Annotated in this window: 17 protein-coding genes and 1 pseudogene; 5 read left to right on the top strand and 13 right to left on the bottom strand. The window is 73.3% G+C overall.

What is annotated here, in order from left to right:
• Positions 1-39: 39 nt before the first annotated feature.
• Together ACIRQ7_RS35135 and ACIRQ7_RS35130 are read right to left on the bottom strand one after the other, a co-directional pair.
• A complete protein-coding gene (locus ACIRQ7_RS35135; RefSeq protein WP_404266582.1) occupies positions 40-624 on the bottom strand; it encodes a DUF4865 family protein in 585 nt (194 codons plus the stop codon).
• 65 nt (positions 625-689) lie between these two features.
• Complete coding sequence (locus ACIRQ7_RS35130; protein WP_404266581.1) at positions 690-1,337, bottom strand: TetR/AcrR family transcriptional regulator; 648 nt, start codon at positions 1,335-1,337, stop codon at positions 690-692.
• A 227-nt stretch (positions 1,338-1,564) separates the two neighbouring features.
• Here ACIRQ7_RS35130 and ACIRQ7_RS35125 point away from each other — a divergent pair, with 227 nt between their 5' ends.
• Positions 1,565-1,873: an SHOCT domain-containing protein gene (locus tag ACIRQ7_RS35125; RefSeq protein ID WP_403674576.1), complete on the top strand. Its 309-nt coding sequence runs from the start codon at positions 1,565-1,567 to the stop codon at positions 1,871-1,873.
• Positions 1,874-1,896: 23 nt separating this feature from the next.
• A pseudogene (locus ACIRQ7_RS35120) lies at positions 1,897-2,163 on the top strand (FtsX-like permease family protein); the annotation flags it as partial.
• 26 nt (positions 2,164-2,189) lie between these two features.
• Here the strand turns inward: ACIRQ7_RS35120 and ACIRQ7_RS35115 are convergent.
• Positions 2,190-2,693 carry an ATP-binding protein gene (locus ACIRQ7_RS35115; protein ID WP_404266580.1) on the bottom strand — a complete coding sequence of 168 codons (504 nt, stop codon included), beginning with the start codon at positions 2,691-2,693 and terminating at the stop codon, positions 2,190-2,192.
• 175 nt (positions 2,694-2,868) lie between these two features.
• Positions 2,869-3,153: a hypothetical protein gene (locus tag ACIRQ7_RS35110; protein ID WP_401475650.1), complete on the bottom strand. Its 285-nt coding sequence runs from the start codon at positions 3,151-3,153 to the stop codon at positions 2,869-2,871.
• A gap of 300 nt (positions 3,154-3,453) precedes the next feature.
• Here ACIRQ7_RS35110 and ACIRQ7_RS35105 point away from each other — a divergent pair, with 300 nt between their 5' ends.
• Complete coding sequence (locus ACIRQ7_RS35105; protein WP_401475653.1) at positions 3,454-4,551, top strand: PLP-dependent cysteine synthase family protein; 1,098 nt, start codon at positions 3,454-3,456, stop codon at positions 4,549-4,551.
• Positions 4,552-4,597: 46 nt separating this feature from the next.
• On the opposite strand, the gene ACIRQ7_RS35100 is transcribed toward ACIRQ7_RS35105, so the two are convergent.
• Together ACIRQ7_RS35100 and ACIRQ7_RS35095 are read right to left on the bottom strand one after the other, a co-directional pair.
• The gene (locus tag ACIRQ7_RS35100; protein WP_404266579.1) at positions 4,598-5,071 is read right to left on the bottom strand and encodes an SRPBCC family protein; all 474 of its coding nucleotides are present in this window, start codon (positions 5,069-5,071) and stop codon (positions 4,598-4,600) included.
• A 193-nt stretch (positions 5,072-5,264) separates the two neighbouring features.
• On the bottom strand, positions 5,265-6,110 hold the full coding sequence (locus ACIRQ7_RS35095) for a DeoR/GlpR family DNA-binding transcription regulator (protein ID WP_404266578.1): 846 nt from the start codon (positions 6,108-6,110) through the stop codon (positions 5,265-5,267).
• Between the two features lie 233 nt (positions 6,111-6,343).
• Between ACIRQ7_RS35095 and ACIRQ7_RS35090 the strand changes: the two genes are divergently transcribed.
• Positions 6,344-8,806: a hypothetical protein gene (locus ACIRQ7_RS35090; RefSeq protein ID WP_404266577.1), complete on the top strand. Its 2,463-nt coding sequence runs from the start codon at positions 6,344-6,346 to the stop codon at positions 8,804-8,806.
• Here the strand turns inward: ACIRQ7_RS35090 and ACIRQ7_RS35085 are convergent.
• The 6 genes from ACIRQ7_RS35085 to ACIRQ7_RS35060 all read right to left on the bottom strand — a co-directional run bounded on the left by ACIRQ7_RS35085 (position 8,776) and on the right by ACIRQ7_RS35060 (position 15,013).
• Complete coding sequence (locus tag ACIRQ7_RS35085) at positions 8,776-11,208, bottom strand: right-handed parallel beta-helix repeat-containing protein (protein WP_404266576.1); 2,433 nt, start codon at positions 11,206-11,208, stop codon at positions 8,776-8,778. The two genes, ACIRQ7_RS35090 and ACIRQ7_RS35085, sit on opposite strands and share 31 nt — an antisense overlap.
• Positions 11,209-11,374: 166 nt before the next feature.
• Positions 11,375-11,977, bottom strand: a complete 603-nt coding sequence (locus ACIRQ7_RS35080) for a hypothetical protein (RefSeq protein ID WP_401475455.1) — start codon at positions 11,975-11,977, stop codon at positions 11,375-11,377.
• 215 nt (positions 11,978-12,192) lie between these two features.
• A complete protein-coding gene (locus ACIRQ7_RS35075) occupies positions 12,193-12,657 on the bottom strand; it encodes an ATP-binding protein (RefSeq protein WP_404266575.1) in 465 nt (154 codons plus the stop codon).
• Entirely contained in the window at positions 12,651-13,469 is an 819-nt protein-coding gene (locus ACIRQ7_RS35070) for an MEDS domain-containing protein (RefSeq protein WP_404266574.1), read from the bottom strand. Before ACIRQ7_RS35070 ends, ACIRQ7_RS35075 begins: the two co-directional genes overlap by 7 nt.
• Positions 13,470-13,686: 217 nt before the next feature.
• Positions 13,687-14,511 carry an MOSC domain-containing protein gene (locus ACIRQ7_RS35065; protein WP_404266573.1) on the bottom strand — a complete coding sequence of 275 codons (825 nt, stop codon included), beginning with the start codon at positions 14,509-14,511 and terminating at the stop codon, positions 13,687-13,689.
• Positions 14,512-14,557: 46 nt separating this feature from the next.
• Positions 14,558-15,013: a DUF6643 family protein gene (locus ACIRQ7_RS35060; protein WP_401475467.1), complete on the bottom strand. Its 456-nt coding sequence runs from the start codon at positions 15,011-15,013 to the stop codon at positions 14,558-14,560.
• Positions 15,014-15,260: 247 nt separating this feature from the next.
• On the opposite strand from ACIRQ7_RS35060, the gene ACIRQ7_RS35055 reads away from it, so the two are divergent.
• The gene (locus ACIRQ7_RS35055; protein WP_404266572.1) at positions 15,261-16,652 is read left to right on the top strand and encodes a TerD family protein; all 1,392 of its coding nucleotides are present in this window, start codon (positions 15,261-15,263) and stop codon (positions 16,650-16,652) included.
• A gap of 25 nt (positions 16,653-16,677) precedes the next feature.
• On the opposite strand, the gene ACIRQ7_RS35050 is transcribed toward ACIRQ7_RS35055, so the two are convergent.
• On the bottom strand, positions 16,678-17,826 hold the full coding sequence (locus ACIRQ7_RS35050; protein ID WP_404266605.1) for a glycosyltransferase: 1,149 nt from the start codon (positions 17,824-17,826) through the stop codon (positions 16,678-16,680).
• Positions 17,827-17,872: the final 46 nt, after the last annotated feature.

Genomic DNA, 17,872 nt, shown 5'->3' with positions numbered 1-17,872 from the left:
CTGCCGGCGGCCCGTCCTGGGGCCGCGCCTGTCCACCGCTCACCACTGCCGGCCCTCGCCCAGGCCAGCGGTGCCGGGGGCGGACAGGTGCAGCACCTGGTAGCGGTCGCCGGCGGAGGCCGGGGCGGTGTGCGTCCAGAGGGTGAAGTGGACCAGTTCCCAGTGCTGGGGGTCGAGCGCGAGAGCGGTGGAGTGCACCCCGTCCGTGGTGGCCAACTCCTCGTGGGCGGCGACCGCTCGGCCGATGGCGGTGGCGGGGTCGGTGCTCTCGGGGAGGGTCTCGACGCGCCGGGTGAACGCCCGGGGAGTGGTCGCCGCAGCTGGGCCCGGACGGTGGAAGAGCCCCTGCCAGTGCCGGACGGACGGGCGGCCGAAGTCGGCGCTCACGCCACCGAATCCGGCACCGGTCAGAAAGCGGGTCATGGCCTCCGGGTCGGCCCAGAGGTAGAACGGCGCGTACTCATTGACCGGGGAGCCCTCGACCCCGCGTTCGCGGATTCCGTAGGCCTTGAGGCCGAGGCCCTCGAAGTCGTCCATCAGATGGCCCTTGGACTTCACCCGCCTCCGGATGATCTGCATGTCGTAGTCGGCGGGCAGGGTGATCGCGTACTGCATCGCGTGCATGACGGGCTCCGTGGGGAGGGGCGGGGAGAGGAAGCCGGATGGGGCCGGGTGTCGCGCGGGCGCGGTCAGCCGGCCGTGGGCGCCGCTGCCGGGCCGGCCGCGGCGGACGTGGTCTGCGCTGCCAGCAGCGACAGCACGCCCTCGACCGCCGCGTCGAACGGCGCGGTGTCATCGGCGGCGCGGGCGAGCACATAGCCGCCCTGGACGACGGCGGCGACGGTCGCGGCGATGGCCACCGGGTCCAGGGAGGCGGCCAGTTCGCCGCGCGAGCGACCCTCCGCGAGCACCTCGGCGATCCGCCCCCGCAGCCAGCCGAACATCGCGTCCAGCGGCCGCCGCAGCTCGTCGCTGTGCACCACATCGCGGTCCTGCGTCATCCGGCCGATCGGGCAGCCGCGCAGCACCTCCCGCTCCCGCAGCAGATAGGCCGCGACCCGCTCGTACGCCGTCCCGGGGGCGGACAGCTCGGCCTCGGCGGTCTGCCGCATGCCCTCGGCGGTGCGGTCGATGGCGGCCAGCGCGAGCGCGGACTTGCCCGTGAAGTGGTGGTACATGCTCCCTTGGCCGACGCCGGCGCGCTCCAGGATGGCCTTGGGGCTGGTGCCGACATAGCCGCGCTCCCACAGGAGTTCCTGGGTGCTGCGCACGAGGCGTTCCCGAGTGCCGCCGGCGGTGCCGGTGCTCCCGGCGACGCCGCTGTCGTGAGTGCTCATGAACGCACTGTACATACCAGTAGTTACAGAAGTCGAGAGGTGTCCGCCCGCGCCCCGGCAATCCGGCCTTCCGGCACCCCTCCGCCCCCGCCGGAGCAGCCGCCCGCGCCCGCCGTACTCCCTGCGGGGTACGGACGAAGCCGCTGGCCGTACGACGACGGACGGCCCCTGGAGGACGAGGCTCGACAGCGACAGAAACAACCGCATCCACCGAGGAGCTGAATCCCATGTTCGAACTGGCGAACCCCTGGTCCGGCGGCGGCCCCGGCCCCTGGATCTTCTTCGTTCCCGTCATCTGGGCGCTGGTGATCTTCGGCGTGGTGACCGTGCTGCGCCGCACCGTCTGGCGCCATGGCGGACCCGGCCGGCAGTTCGGCGGCCCGCGGTCCGCGCCCCGGGGTGACACCCCGACGCCCATCGAGGTCCTCGGCCGCCGCTTCGCCGCCGGCGAGATCGACGAGGAGGAGTACTGGAGCCGGCTGTCCGTCCTGGAGGAGCACTTCGGCGGCGCCGGGCCCAAGGGAGGCGCGGCATGACTGCCACCGGCCCCACCGCACCCGCCGCCGCACGCGTCGTGGACGCGGTCAAGATCTACGGAACGGGCGACGCGGCGCTGCACGAGCGCACCCGGGAGCTTGGCCCGCTGCGTGCCGTCGGCCGGACCCGGGCGCAGTTGCGGGCCGTGGTCCGCTGGGAGTCCGTGCTGGTGGCCGCCTTCGGGACGGTGCTCGCGCCGACCGGCCTGGCCGCCGGGGCGGTGGCCGGATGGCGGCCCGCCCGGCGCGCGGCACGGCTGGACGTGCTGCGTGCCCTCGCCGCCCAGTGACGCCCGGCGCGGCCGAGCGCCGTCCTTCAGCCGACCTTCGTGCTGCGGATACGGGCGCGGAGGTCGGCAGCCGTCGGTGCGGGCTCCCACGGCGTGTCCCAGCAGGCCGGCACCCGGCGGACCTCCTCCGGGGCCTGGGCGAGGGCCGGCAGGGTGAACCACACGACCTTGCCCGCGGCCTCCGGACGCACCCCCCAGCTCTCACTGAGGGCAGCGATCAGCGCCAGCCCCCGGCCGCAGGTCTCCCAGGTGCCGGCGGCGCGCACCAGCGGAAGCCGCGGATCCCGGTCGTGCACCGACACCGTCAACTGGTCGAGCAGCACACACAGCTCCAAGGTGCACTGCTTGCTGGGACGGGCATGTCGGTGGACGTTGGCGAGCAGTTCGGTCACCCCGAGCGCCGCCGGATCTATCAGCGCTTCGAGACGCCAGTAGCGCAATTGCGCCGAGACGATTCTGCGCGCAGATCCGATGCGGGCCGGAAGGGCCTGTAGCTCCACCGTGCAGTGCCTGCTGGGCTGCCTGATCACGACCGCGACTCCCTGATGAGGCCGGGCGCCCCTGCTGCCAGGCAGGGGCGAAGATCGGATCCAGCGATGCCGACTGCGCCACAGTGTCACCGCTGGTGAACCCTCTGTGATACCTGTCCAGGGTCATCCCGGCGGTGCACTCCCGCAACCGGGCAGCCTCGGCCGCAGCGGGAGGTCAGGGGTGTGGCGGACGGGCCGCCTCCAGGGCTTTCAGGAAGAGTTCCGGGGCGCCGAGAGTGAGCGAATAGCGGTGTCCGTTCAGCGTCGCGAGGGCCCGGTCCCGCGCCGCGAACAGCGGCTTGTGGGCCTGTACGGACTGCAGCGGAGCGCTGTCGATCTCGGTTCCGTAGCTCGTCAGCAGCGCCAGCCGGCCGTCTCTGATGACGACCTGTCCGGCGCGCGTCAGGGACCGCAGCCACCGCTCGATCCGTACGCCGGTCGCGTTGAAATCCTCCGCCATGGCCACCACCTCCTCGGTGAGCGGGCAGGTGCCCATCACCGCCCCTGGAAGGAAGTCTGCCTGTGCGGCGCCCCGCGCACCAGTGGCCCCGGTCCGCGAAGCGCCCAACAGCCGTGCCCCAGGGCCTCCTTGGGGTAGCCCAAAGGGTCGTTTATGCAGGTGAGAAGCGTGCGAGGGATGGCTATAGTCGGAAGCGGCCCGGCTGTTCGCGCGGGCGTCGAAACCCCTGAGGAGCCCCCGGTGAGCACCGCACAGCAGCCGCAGAGCCCGCCGGACCGCGAGGACGCGGCCGGTGCCCCGATGCCGACCGTCGACGTCGACCGTACCGATTCGGCCTACCGGAGCTGGCTCAAAGAAGCCGTCCGCAAGGTCCAGGCGGACGCCAACCGCACCGCGGACACCCATCTGCTGCGCTTCCCGCTGCCCGAGCACTGGGGCATCGACCTCTACCTCAAGGACGAGTCGACGCACCCCACCGGCAGCCTCAAGCACCGGCTGGCCCGCTCGCTGTTCCTCTACGGCCTCTGCAACGGCTGGATCCGCCCCGGCAAGCCCGTCATCGAGTCCTCCAGCGGCTCCACCGCGGTCTCCGAGGCCTACTTCGCCTCGCTCATCGGGGTGCCGTTCATCGCGGTGATGCCGGCCACCACCAGCCGCGAGAAGACCCGGCTGATCGAGTTCCACGGCGGCAGCTGCCATCTGGTGCAGGACCCGCGGACCGTCTACGAGGTCTCCGCGCGCCTCGCGGCCGAATCGGGCGGTCACTACATGGACCAGTTCACCTACGCCGAACGGGCGACGGACTGGCGCGGCAACAACAACATCGCCGAGTCGATCTACCAGCAGCTGCGCCTGGAGCGGTACCCCGAGCCGGCCTGGATCGTGGCCACCGCCGGCACCGGCGGCACCTCGGCGACCATCGCCCGCTACGTCCACTACATGCAGCACGACACCCGGGTCTGCGTGCCCGACCCGGAGAACTCCTGTTTCTTCGACGGCTGGCTCACCGGCGACGCCAAGACCGACTGCGCGACCGCCTCCCGCATCGAGGGCATCGGCCGGCCCCGGATGGAGCCGAGCTTCGTGCCGGGCGCCATCGACCGGATGATGAAGGTCCCGGACGCCGCGAGTGTCGCCGCGGTGCGCGCCCTGGAGGCGGCCATCGGCCGCAAGGCGGGCGGCTCGACCGGCACCGGACTGTGGAGCGCCCTGAAGATCGTCGCCGAGATGGTCGCCGAGGGCCGTACGGGCTCCGTGGTGACCCTGCTGTGCGACCCGGGCGACCGCTATCTCGACAAGTACTACTCGGACGACTGGCTGGCCGCCCAGGGGCTGGACATCGCGCCCTACGCGCGCACCCTCGACACCTTCCTGGCCACCGGGGCCTGGCCCGCCTGAGCCGGAGGAGCGGCCGGGGCCACGGGCGATCCCCTTCCCCGCCGCCTCAGCCTGCGGCGAGCCGCCGGTCCAGGGCGCGCGCGGAGCCCCGGAAGGCGCGGCCCAGTCCCGGCCGGCCCAGCATCAGCACGAACCGGAACGGCGCCGGTCCGTCCGCCGCGAAGGTCCACCGCAGCCGCGTGCCCCCGCCGGCCGGGGTCAGCCGCCAGTCCTCCAACAGGGCCCGCAGACCAGGGGCGTTGGTGGTGTCGACGCGGTAGGCGTAGTGCTCGTCGGGCTCGGCGGCCAGCACCGTCTCGACGAAGCGGGTGCCGCCCGTCAGACGTACGTCGCGGCCCTTGCCCCCGTCCGTCGGCGCGGAGGCCGACACCCCGGTGAACCAGCGGGACCAGCCCTCGACGTCATCGGCCAGCGCGGCGTACACCGCCTCCGGCGGGGCGGAGATCTCCGCGGCGAACACCAGCCGCAGCGGGGCGGATTCGAGAAAGTCGAGCTCGACGGGCCGGAGTCGGCGTGGCATGGGACGAGCACCCCCTACGGGTCGGGCGGTATCACGCTACGGAGGCGATCCGCGCGGACACCTTAGCTGGCGGGTCGTCAGATGTCTGCGGCCGCGCCGTACACCCGTCCGGGGCGGCCCGAGGCCCCTCCTGGCGCCCGAGCCCTCCGGCCGCCCGAGCCCTCCGACCGGACCGAGTCCCCTCAGCGCCGGGTCAGTGCTCGGCGCCGTAGGCCGGCTCGCCCGCCACCACGAGCTCCGGCGGCAGCTCCGCGAAGTCCGCGCGCGCCCCGGCGGACAGTCCGGCATCGGTCACCAGCACATCCACCTCCTCCAGCGTCGCGAACGAACTCAGCCCGACCGTGCCCCACTTGGTGTGGTCGGCGACCACCACCACGCGCCGCGCGGACCGGACGAAATGCCGATTGGTCTCCGCCTCCGCAAGATTCGGCGTCGACAGGCCCGCCTCCACCGATATGCCGTGCACCCCGAGGAAGAGCACATCGAAGTGCAGCGAACGGATCGCGGCATCGGCCACCGGGCCCACCAGGGTGTCCGACGGCGTGCGCACACCGCCCGTCAGCACCACCGTCGCGGCCCCCGCGCGCGGCCCGGCGCCACCGCTCAACGCGGCCCGCTGCGCGTTGTAGAAGACATCGGCCACCCGCACCGAATTCGTCACCACGGTCAGATCCGGCACCTCCAGCAGCTGCTGCGCCAGCGCGAACGCCGTCGTGCCGCCCGCCAGCGCGATGGCGCTGCCCGGTGCCGCCATCTCCGCCGCCGCCTTGGCGATGTCCTCCTTGGCGCTCAGCTCCAGCGCCGACTTCGCCTCGAAACCCGGCTCGTGCGCGCTCGGCTCGCTGACCGGCACCGCGCCGCCGTGCACCTTCTCCAGCATTCCCTGGCGCGCCAGCGCGTCCAGATCGCGGCGGACCGTCATGTCCGACACGCTGAGCCTGCGGGTGAGTTCGTTGACCCGCACCCCGCCGCGCCGCCTGACCTCGTCGAGGATCAGGGCCCGCCGCTGCTCCGCGAGGAGGTTCTGGTTGTCGCTCACCCCGGCCCGTCCCTTCCGCCCGGCCCACCGACTCGGGTCTTTCCGCGCCGGCTGCCGCCCGCGATCACTGGTCCCCTCATCCTCGCACGAGGCGGTGACAGTGCAGGCGGGGCAGGGATGGCGTGAAGAGGTGAGAAGGAGACCGGAGAGTGGATGGAACCGCCGCCACGGGAAAGGGACAATCCTCGGGGCGCCGCACCGCACAGCGCCGTACGGACAACGGGGGAAGACCAGTGGAGACCGCGGAACCGACACCGCACACCCGCTCGACGGACCATGCACCGCACACCCGCCCAACGGGCCACGACACGACCGCGGATGGGCTGCCGCCCGACAAACCGCAGCTCGCCCTGGAGCTGCTGGTGCACGGCGTCGGCGGCGCCACGCCCGCTCAGATGCTCGGCGACCCGCGCATCCAGCGCATCACCGGCGACGACACCGCGGCCTGCTACCGCCGCACCGAGGACGCCGACGCCGAGGACCGCCCCGACGACTTCACCGGCGAACCGGTCCGCGAGGCGTACTGCTGGTCCAACCTCACCTCGGGCAACGGCGCCCGCGCCCTCTGGCTGATCCTGGTGCCCTTCATGGTCGCCAACCTCGCCCACTGGATGCGGCCCGCGGCCCCCGCGGACCACAAGGCGCAGCGGATCTACGACGTCCTGGTGCGCGTCCTCGCCCTCACCCTCACCGTCCTGCTGGCCGCGGCGGCCTGCGAGGTCGCCCTCGATCTCACGGCCTGGCAGTGCGCCGGCACCACGGCCTGCGCCGAGGACTCCTCCTGGATGGGCTTCCTCAGCCCGGACAACGGCGGCTGGTGGAGCCTGCCCGGCCGCCGCCTGGTGCTCGCCTCCCTGCTGCCGCTGCTGGTCATCGGCTTCCTGTGGTGGCTCTCGCACCGCACCTGGAGCGCGTACGAATCCGCCTCGCCGCCGCCCCGCCGCCCCGGATCGTCCCGCTACACCCCCGCGGCCGAGCGCACCGCACTCGGCCTGGACGGCTTCTGGTACGGCCGCCGCCTGGTCGCCCGGCTGCGCGCCGCGCACACCGCGGCCGGCATCCTGACCATCGCCGCCGCCCTCCTCGCCGCCACCGCCAAGGCCGACGGCGGCGGCTGGGGCGTCCTCGCCGCCACCGGCCAGGCGCTGGCCGCCGCGGTCGGGCTGCTCGCCGTCACCACCCTGGTGGTGGTCTGGCGCACCGCCCGCAGTGAGGCCGCCCCGGACGACGAGTCCGACCGCCTGGTGGTGCGTGCGCTGCCGTATGCCGCGCTGGGCACCCTGGCCCTGATCGCCGTGCACGCCTCCTGGGCGCGCCCCGGGGCGCACAGCCACGGCCCGTTGCCCGGCGCCGCCGCCTTCGGCTCGATCGCCGTCCTCCAGGGCGTCCTGGTCCTCGCGCTGGCCGTGACCGCCTGGGTCCTGCAGCGCGCCGCCCGCGACGAGGAACGCACCGCCCTGAACGGCATGGGCGGCCCCGCCGTCGCGCTGCTGGCCTGCGCGGTCGGCGGGGTGCTGTCCGGGGGAGTGGCCCAGCGCTTCGCCGACTGGATCGACGGCGGCGCGACGCCCGGCCAGGTGCACGCCCCCATCCCGGGACCGCCGGTCCTGCTGTCCTGGCAGGCCTCGGTCATCCCCGTCCTGCTGGTCGTGGTCGCCGTCGTCGCGGTCCTCGCCGGGATCCGGGTGATCGTCGTCCGCGGCCAGGTGTCCCGGAACGTCCCCGGCCTCTACGACCCGAAGGAGCGCCCCGACCAGCGGCGTACGAAGCGGATCGCCGGGACCATCGCCCGCGCGGGACTGACCGACGCGGCGCCCGTCCTGGTCGCCGCCACCGCCGCCGTCACGCTCGTTCTCGGCGCCGGAGCGGTGGCCGGCGCCTGGGTCACCGACCGCGCGCCCGGCCGCGCCACCGCTCATGCCGCGCCCGTCGTGCACGCCGCCGCCCAGGCGGCTGAGGCCCTCGGCTCCTGGCTGATGGGCGCCGGCGTCATACTCCTGATCGCCATGGGCCGGCGCGCCTACCGCGACCACTCCGCCCGCCGCACCATCGGCATCCTCTGGGACGTCGGCACCTTCTGGCCGCGCGCCGCGCACCCCTTCGCGCCGCCCTGCTACGCCGAGCGCGCCGTCCCCGACCTCACCTGGCGGATGGCCACCTGGACCGAGCGGTTCGACGGACGCCTGGTGATCTCCGGGCACTCCCAGGGCAGCGTGCTGGCGGCGGCCGCCGTCTGGCAGCTGGACCTGGTCACCCGCAGCCGCGTCGCCCTGCTCACCTACGGCTGCCCCTTGGAACGCCTCTACGGCCGCTGGTTCCCCGCCTTCTTCGGCCCGCCCGCGCTGACCGGCCTGCACCGCGAGATGGACGACTGGCGCAATCTGTGGCGCTTCACCGACCCCATCGGCGGCCCCATCCGGCTCACCTGCGAGGACGGCCGCAAGATCGACGAGGGCCCGCTGCGCGACCCGCTCGCCTTCGGCCGCACCCTGCAAAATCCCCTGCCGGCCCAGATCCTGGGCCATGGCGACTACCAGGCAGACCCGGTCTTCGAGCGGGTGCGCGCCGAACTCGTCGCCCGCCTCGGCCCGGCCGTACCGAACCAGCGGCACGACGCGGCGGGCGGCCCGGAATGCGGCGGGCCGGGCCCCGTTCTGCCGCCCCCTCAGGGGAGTTCGGGCAGATCCTCCGCATAGAGCAGGGTGAGTTCGTCGGTGCTCGGGTCGGGCAGCTGCGAGACCCGGCCCGCGTGCCGCTCGACCATCGCCTCGAAAGTCTGGCGCGCGGTACGGCCGTTGCCGAACGACGGACCCTTGGGGAGCGCGGTGAAGTACTTCAACAGGCCCTCTCCGGCGCCCTCGGCGAGGCGGTACTCATGCTCCTCGCCCTGCTGCTCCACGATCCGCAGCAGCTCCTCGGGTGCGTAGTCGCCAAAGGTGATGGTCCGTGAGAAACGCGATGCCACACCGGGGTTGACCGCCAGGAAGCGTTCCATCTCCGAGGTGTAGCCCGCCACGATCACCACCACCGCCTCCCGGTGGTCCTCCATCAGCTTCACCAGCGTGTCGATGGCCTCCCGCCCGAAGTCCCGCCCCGAGTCCTCGGGGGAGAGGGCGTACGCCTCGTCCACGAAGAGCACCCCGCCGCGCGCCCGGTCGAACGCCTCCTGGGTGCGGATCGCCGTCGACCCGATGTGCTCGCCCACCAGATCGACCCGCGACACCTCGACCAGATGGCCGCGCTCCAGCACTCCCAGGGAGGCCAGGATCTCGCCGTACAGCCGGGCCACGGTCGTCTTGCCGGTGCCCGGGGAGCCGGTGAACACCAGATGGCGCCGCACCGAGGCGGCCTTGAGGCCGGCCTGCTGACGCCTGCGGCCCACCTCGATCATGTTGATCAGGCTGCGCACCTCGCGCTTGACGCTGTCCAGCCCCACCAGGGTGTCCAGTTCGCCCAGCACCTCGTCGGAGGGACGACTGATCACGGCCGGTTCCTCGGTGGCCGTGACGGCCAGGGGTGCGCTCTGCGCCGGCACGCCGCCCAGCAGCCCGGCCGTCTGCGTCGCCTGCGCCACCGCGGGCGCCGCCCCGACGGCCGCCGCCATGCTCTCGTCGCTGGTGCAGTCCTGGACGGTGGGCCCGCCGGACACTCCGTCGCCGGACGAGCCGCTGCCGTCGGCGAACTCGTAACCACCGCGCGCGCAGCGCTCCGTACGGCAGCGGGTCAGCGTCGTACGGCAGCCGTCGATGACATGGAAGCCGAAGCCGGAGCTGCCCGTGACCCGGCAGCCGTGGAACGTACCGCGGCCCTCCGCCGAGACGTAGAACCCGGCCTCGGCCGGTGAGGAGACCGTGCTGCCCTCGATGGTGGGGTCGGCGCCCTTGGTGACGATCACGCCGGTCTGCGCGCCGTCGATGGTGCAGTTGGCGAGGGTGCCGCCGCTGCCGTGATCGCGGAACCACGCGCCGGTGGCCGCCTCCCGGATCCGGCAGTCGTCCAGCTGCACCGTCGCCCCGTCGCTGACCGACACCGCGGTGTTGCGCACCTGGGAGATGTCGCAGTCGACGACATCGGCGCGCGAGCCCCGGTCGAGGACGAAGAGGGCGTCGGGCACGTCGTGCACCCGCGTCGCGTCCAGCACGGCCGTCGCGCCGTCGCTCACCCACACCGCCGGGTAGTCGCCCGTACTGTCGTGGATCTCGCACCGGTTGGCGTCCACGCGGGTGCCCGGGTCCCACACGGACAGGCCGTTGCGGCCGAAGTGCCGCACCGTGGAGCGGGTCAGGGTCAGCACCGAACGGGACCGCAGGTCGATCGCGTTCTCCGGGATGTCGTGGATGTCGCAGTCGGCGAGGGTGAGGACCGCGTCGGTGTCGAGGGTGACGCCGTCCGCGGAGGTGCGGTGCACCGTGCAGTCGGTGAGATGGCCGGTGGCCCGCGCGGCGACCTGCACCCCGGCGCCCTTGATCTCGTACAGCTCGCAGCCGACCGCCTCGACGGCGCTGCCCTCGCCGTTGATCGAGAGCCCGGCGCCGGAGGCATGGTGGATCCGGCAGTTCTCCAGCCGCGGATGGGCCGCGCCGCGCACGGCCACGCCGGCCTGCCCGGCGGCCACCACTTCGCAGTCCTCGAAGAGTCCGCCGGCGCCGTCCAGCACGCTGATGCCGACCCCGCCGGCGTTGTCGACCGTGCAGCGGCGGACCGTCGGGCGGGCGCCGCCGCGGACCTCGATGCCGGAGGCGGAGCGGGTCACCACCCGCAGTCCGGTCAGCTCAGGGGCACCGTCGTCCACCAGCACCGCGGGCGAGGCCGAATCCGTGGCCTCCAGATGCAGGTCGTGGACGGTGGCGGAGGCACGTATGGTCAGCGCCACGCCGTCGGCCGGGGCGATGCGCACCGAACCGCGGGCCCCGTCGGGCCCGCGCAGCGTCACCGCCCGCACCAGCACCAGATTCTCCCGGTACGTACCGGCCGGCACGGTCAGTACGTCACCGTCCCCTGCGGCCTCCAGGGCGGCGGCGAGCGAGCTGTACTCCCCTGTGCGGCGCCGCCAACGCGACGTTCCGGAGTGCGTCACCTGGACCGAGCCCTGTGCCATGGCGCTGTCGTGCCCCCACCTCGTGCGGCTGTTGTCGGCCCGGCGGCATCCGTCCGCGGATGTCCGCATTCGGGTCTGCGAGGCCCCAGCCGAGAGGCTGGCTGCACCACCGTAGCGCGCCCGGCGGGCGGCAGTTGACATGGTCAGCCGCCCGGCCGGAGGGCCGTCAGCTGCCCGCGCCGGCCCGTCCCCAGTCCTGGCCCGCGCGCTCCCACGCCTGGTCCCAGCGGCGGAAGCGACGCACCATCAGCCGCCAGACGAAAAACCGTCGGCCGCCCTCGATCAGGCCCCCGGCGGCTGCCGCCGCGCCCATACCGGCCAGCACCGCGTGCGTGCCGGCGGTGCTGGTGTCCATCGGACGCGGCATCACCCGGCCGCGGTCGTCGGTCCAGATCCGGAACCGCTCGCCGGGCTCGACGGGCCGCGGGGTGGAGATCCGGCCGGTGTGCGCGCTGCCGTCCCGCGCCGTCCAGCGGGCGATGACCCGGCGGTGCGAGTCGCGGTCGGTGGAGGTCTCCGGATCGGGGTCGAGCGGGGCCCGTGAGGTCAGCCGGTCGACGGTGGCCCACACCAGCTGCCGCTGGCCGTGCTGGATCCGGACGGTGCCCAGGAGCGCGTCGTTGGCGGCCCCGCCTGCGAGCAGGCCCACCGAGGTCGCTCCGAGGACGATCAGGAGGGCGGCGGCCAGCGCGGCCCAGGCCTCGGCCAGGTCGGTCCGGCGCCGCAGCGGATTGTGCCGCCAGCGCCATACGCCTGTCATCGCTCGCATCGCTTCCCCCCTCTCCGTGTCCGTGAATACCTCATCGCGTGCCGTCCATGCACGGGTTCCGCAAAGAGAGAGCAACATCACGCCGTGAGGCAGACCGGCCGGAGCGCCGTTACCTTACTCCTGCCCCGCCCGGATGCCCCCGCCGCGTGAACACCGAGTGACGGGGGGCCTGTTACGGGACCGCGACGGCTCCCCGGGCAGGGCGCCGCGGCCGGTCAGTGCAGGCGTACGGCGACCGTCACCACGGTGCCCGCGGCATCCGCGCCGGCGCCGTTTCCCGCCGTCCCGGAGGCCACCGCGAACCGGTCGGCGACCAGCCGGGCAAGCCAGAGTCCCCGCCCCTTCGGCGCACCGTCAAGACCCGGCAGCAGCTCGGGGATCACCGTCTCGCTGAACCCGGGGCCCGCATCGCTGATCCGGCACTCCAGCTCGTCGTCCAGCCGCCGCAGCACCAGCCGGCCCGAGCCGCCCGCGTGCTCCACGGCGTTCCCGGCGATCTCGTCCACGGCCAGCACGAACTCGCCGCGCCGCGGCTCGCCCAGCCCCTCGCGGGCCGCGCACTCCTCCACCAGCAGCCGCAGCTGCGGCAGCAGCCGGCCGGTGAACCGGCGCTGCAGCAGCGGGCGTCCGGCCTCCTCCGCCGACGCTCCCGCGGAGCCGGCGCCCTCAGGGGTCACCACGGCCGCACCACCTCCGTCGCCACCAGCCGCGGCACCGTGCCGGCGCCCAGCCGCCGCAGCAGCCGGGACCGCACGGCGTCGCAGCGCACCTCGATCCGATCGTGCCCCACGGCGTAGCGGGCCAGGGAGAGCAGCTCGGTGGCACAGCCGACCGAAAGGAAATGCAGCCCGGTCAGATCGACGGTCAGCCGCCGGGCCGGCGCCGTACGGGCCAGCGCGATCTCCAGCGACCGGGTGAAAGCGGCCTGGTTGGCCGCGTCGGCCTCGCCGATGAAACGCAGCCTCCCCGAGCCGCCGTGCTCCGAACGGAGGCAGCCCAGCCGCTCCAGCAGGGCACACGGATGTGCCCGTTCCATGTCGGCGATCATCGCGCGGTCGAACCGGCGGCGGTCGTACGCGCAGATCTCGGTGTACGGCCGGCCGGTGAAGAGCGGATCGGCGTGCGTCTCGCGGTGCGCCATCACGGCCACATCGGCACCCAGCGCGCGGACCCAGCCCATGTCGATGAACGCCCGCAGCCCCGCGTATCCCTCGGCCCGCGCGCGGTCCGTCTCCGCCCGCAGCCGGGCCAGCTGCCGGGCCGCGGTGAACGAGGCGTCCGGCCGGATCACGTCCCGCATGCTGCTGAGCACCAACTGGCCGTGCTCGCGCGCCCGGACGGTGCTGCGGCTGGGAAAGTCGATTCTGGCCAGCACCTCCTCCTCGGGCACTTCCGGAGCGGGCAGCACCATGACCTTCTCGTCACGGGCCAGGCCGAGGCGTACGAAGGCCGTGACGACCTCCCAGCGCACCTCGTCATTGCCATAGCTCACAAAGGCGTGGTCCCCGGGCCGCAGCTGCTGGACAGGGATGAGATGGTCGCTCCTGGTCTCCCTCGCAGGCATCGACACGCGGCTCTCTGTCTCCCCCCGTCGGCTTCTCCCGTGGGCGCCGTGCGCACACTGTAAGCAGCCGGTGACCGGGCCGCAATGACTTGGGCAGCCGCCGCGGCCGGGCGGGCGCAGCCGTGGCGGGGACCGCGCAGGCCCGTCAGCCGAGTATCTCGAACGGGTCGCCGATACGGATGGTGCCGGCCCCGCGAGGGATCAGATTCTGGCCGAAGACCAGCTGGTCACCGAAGCGGCGGTGCCGGGCGAGGGTGCGCAGCGGCTCCTTGCCGCGCTCGGCGGTGCGCTGGTCGGTGGTGGTGACGACGCAGCGTGCGCTGGGCTTGGCGACCGTGAAGGCGACCTCGCCGATACGGACCGTCCGCCAGGCGTCCTCCGCCCAGGGCGCGGTGCCGTCCACGACCACATTGGGCCGGAAACGGTTCATGGGAAGCGGGCCCTCGTCGGCGTGATCGCCCTGCGCGATGAGGGAGTTGAGGGCATCCAGCGACGAGGTGGTGGTCAGCAGCAGCGGAAAGCCGTCGGCGAAGCTGACGGTCTCGCCGGGCTCGGAGTACTCCGGATCGATCGGCCGGCGCTTCTCCGGCACGTCGAGATGCACCAGCTGGGCCTCGACGCCGAGATAGGCGCGCAGCCACGCGGCCGCCCCGGCGCCCGCGGGCACCGCCTCGACGGTGTCCTTCCAGACCTCGACCGGCACGGTCTCCCCGGGCTCGGGCACCTCGACCACCAGGGGCGCCATGCCCGGCCCGGTCAGCCGCAGCGCGCCGCGGGAGAGCCCCTCGGCGTGCGCCAACGCCAACTTCGGCTGCGGCCGTTGGGTCAGCAGCCTGCCTGCGCCGTCCACCACCATCCAGCGTCGGTCCCCGGCGAGCCCCCACGGCTCCACGACCGCCTCGCCGGGACCGGACCCCGCTATGGATTTGACCGGATAGAGGTGGATCGAACGCAGCGCAGGCTTCGGCATGCGTCCATCCTGCCAGCCACCTCGGACAACTGATCGATCGGCGGGGTCAGTACCCGCGCGGGTACTGGCGGCCGTACGGGTCGTCGTACGGCGCGGGCTGCCGCGGGGCGACCGGCGCGGCCGGACGCATCGCTTCGTATCCCGTGTTCGCCGCGGGGCGCTGGTACTGCTGCTGTTGCTGCTGCTGCGGATAGCCGCGGTTTCCGGCCTGCTGCGGGATGTACGGCGCAGGCGCGGGCTGCATCGGGGCGACCGGCTGGGCGGCCGCGCCGGGGTAGCCGTGGCCCGCCGACTGGTGGGACGGAGCGGCCGGAAGCGCCGGCAGTGCGGAAGGAAGCGCCGGCAAGTAGGACGAGCCGGTGTCGTAAGGGGACGGAGAGACCCGGATCGGGGCGATCTGCGGGGTACCGCGCTCTGCGACGAGGCTGTCGTAGATCGGGGTGTCGGGGAAGGAGGGCGAAGCGTAGTAGCCGCCGCCGTAGGTAGAGCGGGGGGAGGTCATGCCTCTTAAGTTAAGCCCACGATGTGCCGATTGGGGAGCCTGAAAAGAGGGTTGTTTTACGGGTTGGTAGCTGGTCCGGATCCCCAATGCGAGCGAACTTGTGGAAATCGGTCGCGATCGCCCGTAGGAATCCTGTAAAGAACCCGCTTCTCGCAGGTGAACAGGGGACGTTCGCGACGTCCCGGGCCAAGTAGGTTGGGGGGTGCCACCACTGACGGGGCACTGAGGACGAGAGGAAGGCGCAGCCATGTCGATGGTCAAGGGCAGCAACGTTCCGGTTTCGGCCCCATCGGTCCGGGTGGAATTGGGCTGGAGCGCCGCTCCCGGGGTTCCGGATGTGGATGCCTCCGCCCTGCTCCTGGTGTCCGGAAGGGTGCGCGACGACGCGGACTTCGTCTTCTACAACCAGGCCGCACACGCCTCCGGCGCGGTGCGCCACGAGGGCAAGCGGCCGGCCGGCGGCACGATGACCGACGCGCTCGCCGTCGATCTCGGAGCCGTCGAGGCCGCCGTCGAACGAGTGGTCCTCGCCGCCTCCGCCGACGGCGGCACCTTCGGCGGCGTCCCCGGACTGCACATCCGGGTGCTGGACGCGGCGAGCGGCGCCGAGATCGCCCGCTTCGACAGCGAGGACGCCACCGGCGAGACCGCCTTCGTGCTCGGCGAGCTCTACCGCCGCCAGGGTGCCTGGAAGTTCCGCGCCGTCGGGCAGGGCTACGACACCGGGCTCGCGGGCCTGGCCACCGACTTCGGCATCAGCGTGGAGGAGCCGGCCCCCGCCCAGGCCCCCGCTCCGCCACCCGCCCCGGCCCCCGCCCCGCCCATGGCGCAGGCCCCGCCGGCCGCCCCCGCGCCCCCGATGGCGCCGCCGCACGCGGCCCCCGCACCGCCGCCGACGGGGCAACCGGCGGCGTCAATTCCGCCTCCGCCGGGTCCGTACGCGCCGCCCGCCGCGCCCGCTCCCGTTCGTCTGACAAAAGTCACCCTCACGAAGGACGCCCCCGCCGTCTCCTTGACGAAGCAGGGCGGCACCTCCGGCGCGATGCGGGTGAACCTGAACTGGAACAGCGGGGGCGCCGGCAAGCGTCTGGGCAAGAAGTTCGGCCGCAAGGCGATGGAGGCGATCGGCGCCCGCGGCGCGCTGCTGCCCGGGTCCGGCGAGCTCGACCTCGACCTGTGCGCGCTCTACCAACTCACCGACGGCAGCGCCGGAGTGGTGCACCCCATCGGCGGCAACTTCGGCGCGCTGCACGCCCCGCCGTTCATCCAGCTCGACGGCGACGACCGCACCGGCTCCGTGGCGACCGGCGAGAACATGACCATCAACCTCGACCACCAGGCCCGCATCAAGCGCATCCTGATCTTCGTGACGGTCTACGCCGGAGCCACCAGCTTCGCCGGCCTGAAGGGGGCCATGGTCACCCTCCAGCCGCAGAACGGCGCCCCCGTCGACTTCTCGCTCGACGAGTGCACCGTCCCCTCCAACGTCTGCGCACTCGCCATGATCACCAACACCGGCGAGGAACTCGTCGTCGAGCGCGAGGCCCGCTACCTCGTTCCCGAACCGGGCATCAGCCCGCAGCGCACCGTTGACTACGCCTACGGCTGGGGCCTGGACTGGTCCCCGGCCAGGAAGTGACGCCACCGGGGCGCCGGGCGAAAGGTCAGGGCGCCCCGTAGGTCCGGCCCTTCCACGCCGCCCCGCGCCCCCGGTAGTGCTGCACGGCGGAGTCCACCGTCATCAACAGGTAGAGCAGGGCGGTGAAGGGCAGCAGCGGCGCCGTCCACAGCGGCTGCCGGTAGTAGCGCAGCATCGGCAGATACGTCCCGCACATCACCGCCCAGGCGGCCCCGCCCGTCGCCGCGACGACCACGCTGCCACCGAGCAGCCCGCTCAGCAGCGCGACGGGCGGTGCCAGATACACCAGCGCCAGGCCGATGACCGTGCCGAGCAGGAGCAGCGGTTGGTGCAGCAGCTGGGCGTACGCGCTGCGCGAGACCATCCGCCACAGCTCGGCCAGCCGCGGATACGGCCGCACGCTGTCCACCCGGTCCGCCAGTCCCAGCCAGATCCGGCCGCCGGAGCGCTGCACGGCGCGCGCCAGCGTCACATCGTCGATCACCGCGTGCCGGATCGCCTCCGGGATGCCCGCCCGCTCTGCGGCCTCCCGCCGCAGCAGCACACAGCCGCCGGCCGCGGCGGCGGTCCGCGCCCCGGGACGGTTGACCCAGCGGAAGGGATACAGCTGCCCGAAGAAGTAGACGAACGCCGGAACGATCAGCCGTTCCCAGAACGTCGCGACCCGCAGCCGCGCCATCTGCGACACCAGATCCAGGTCCGCCGACCTCGCGGCCGCCACCAACTCCCGCAGACTGTCCGGCTCGTGCGCGATGTCCGCATCGGTCAGCAGCAGATACTCCGGCGCCACCCGCTCCCGCGCCAGCGCGATGCCGTGCCGCACGGCCCACAGCTTGCCCGTCCAGCCCGGCTCGGGCTCGCCGGGCGAGGAGACGGTCAAATCCAGCCCGCCCCGCTCGGCCGCCAGTTCCCGCGCCAGCACGCCGGTCCCGTCCGTACTGCCGTCGTCCACCAGGAACACCTCGGCCCGGCCCGGGTACTTCTGCGCGAGCAGCGACGGCAGGGACGCCGGCAGCACCTCCGCCTCGTCACGGGCCGGAACCACCACCGCGACCGACGGCCAGCGCTCCGGGTCGCGGCGCTCGGGAAGCCGTACGTCCGTCCGCCAGAAGAGCCCCTGGCCCAGCAGCAGCCACAGCCAGGCAAGCAGTGACCCGGCACCGATCCACTCCATCGCTCCCACGAGCGGCAGTCTGCCGTACGGAGCACCCGGTGCCCTG

The sequence above is a fragment of the Streptomyces sp. NPDC101393 genome (assembly GCF_044767385.1).
Lineage (GTDB): Bacteria > Actinomycetota > Actinomycetes > Streptomycetales > Streptomycetaceae > Streptomyces.
The sequence above is the reverse complement of the archived record's forward strand: the minus strand, read 5'-3'. Positions and strand labels throughout refer to the sequence as shown.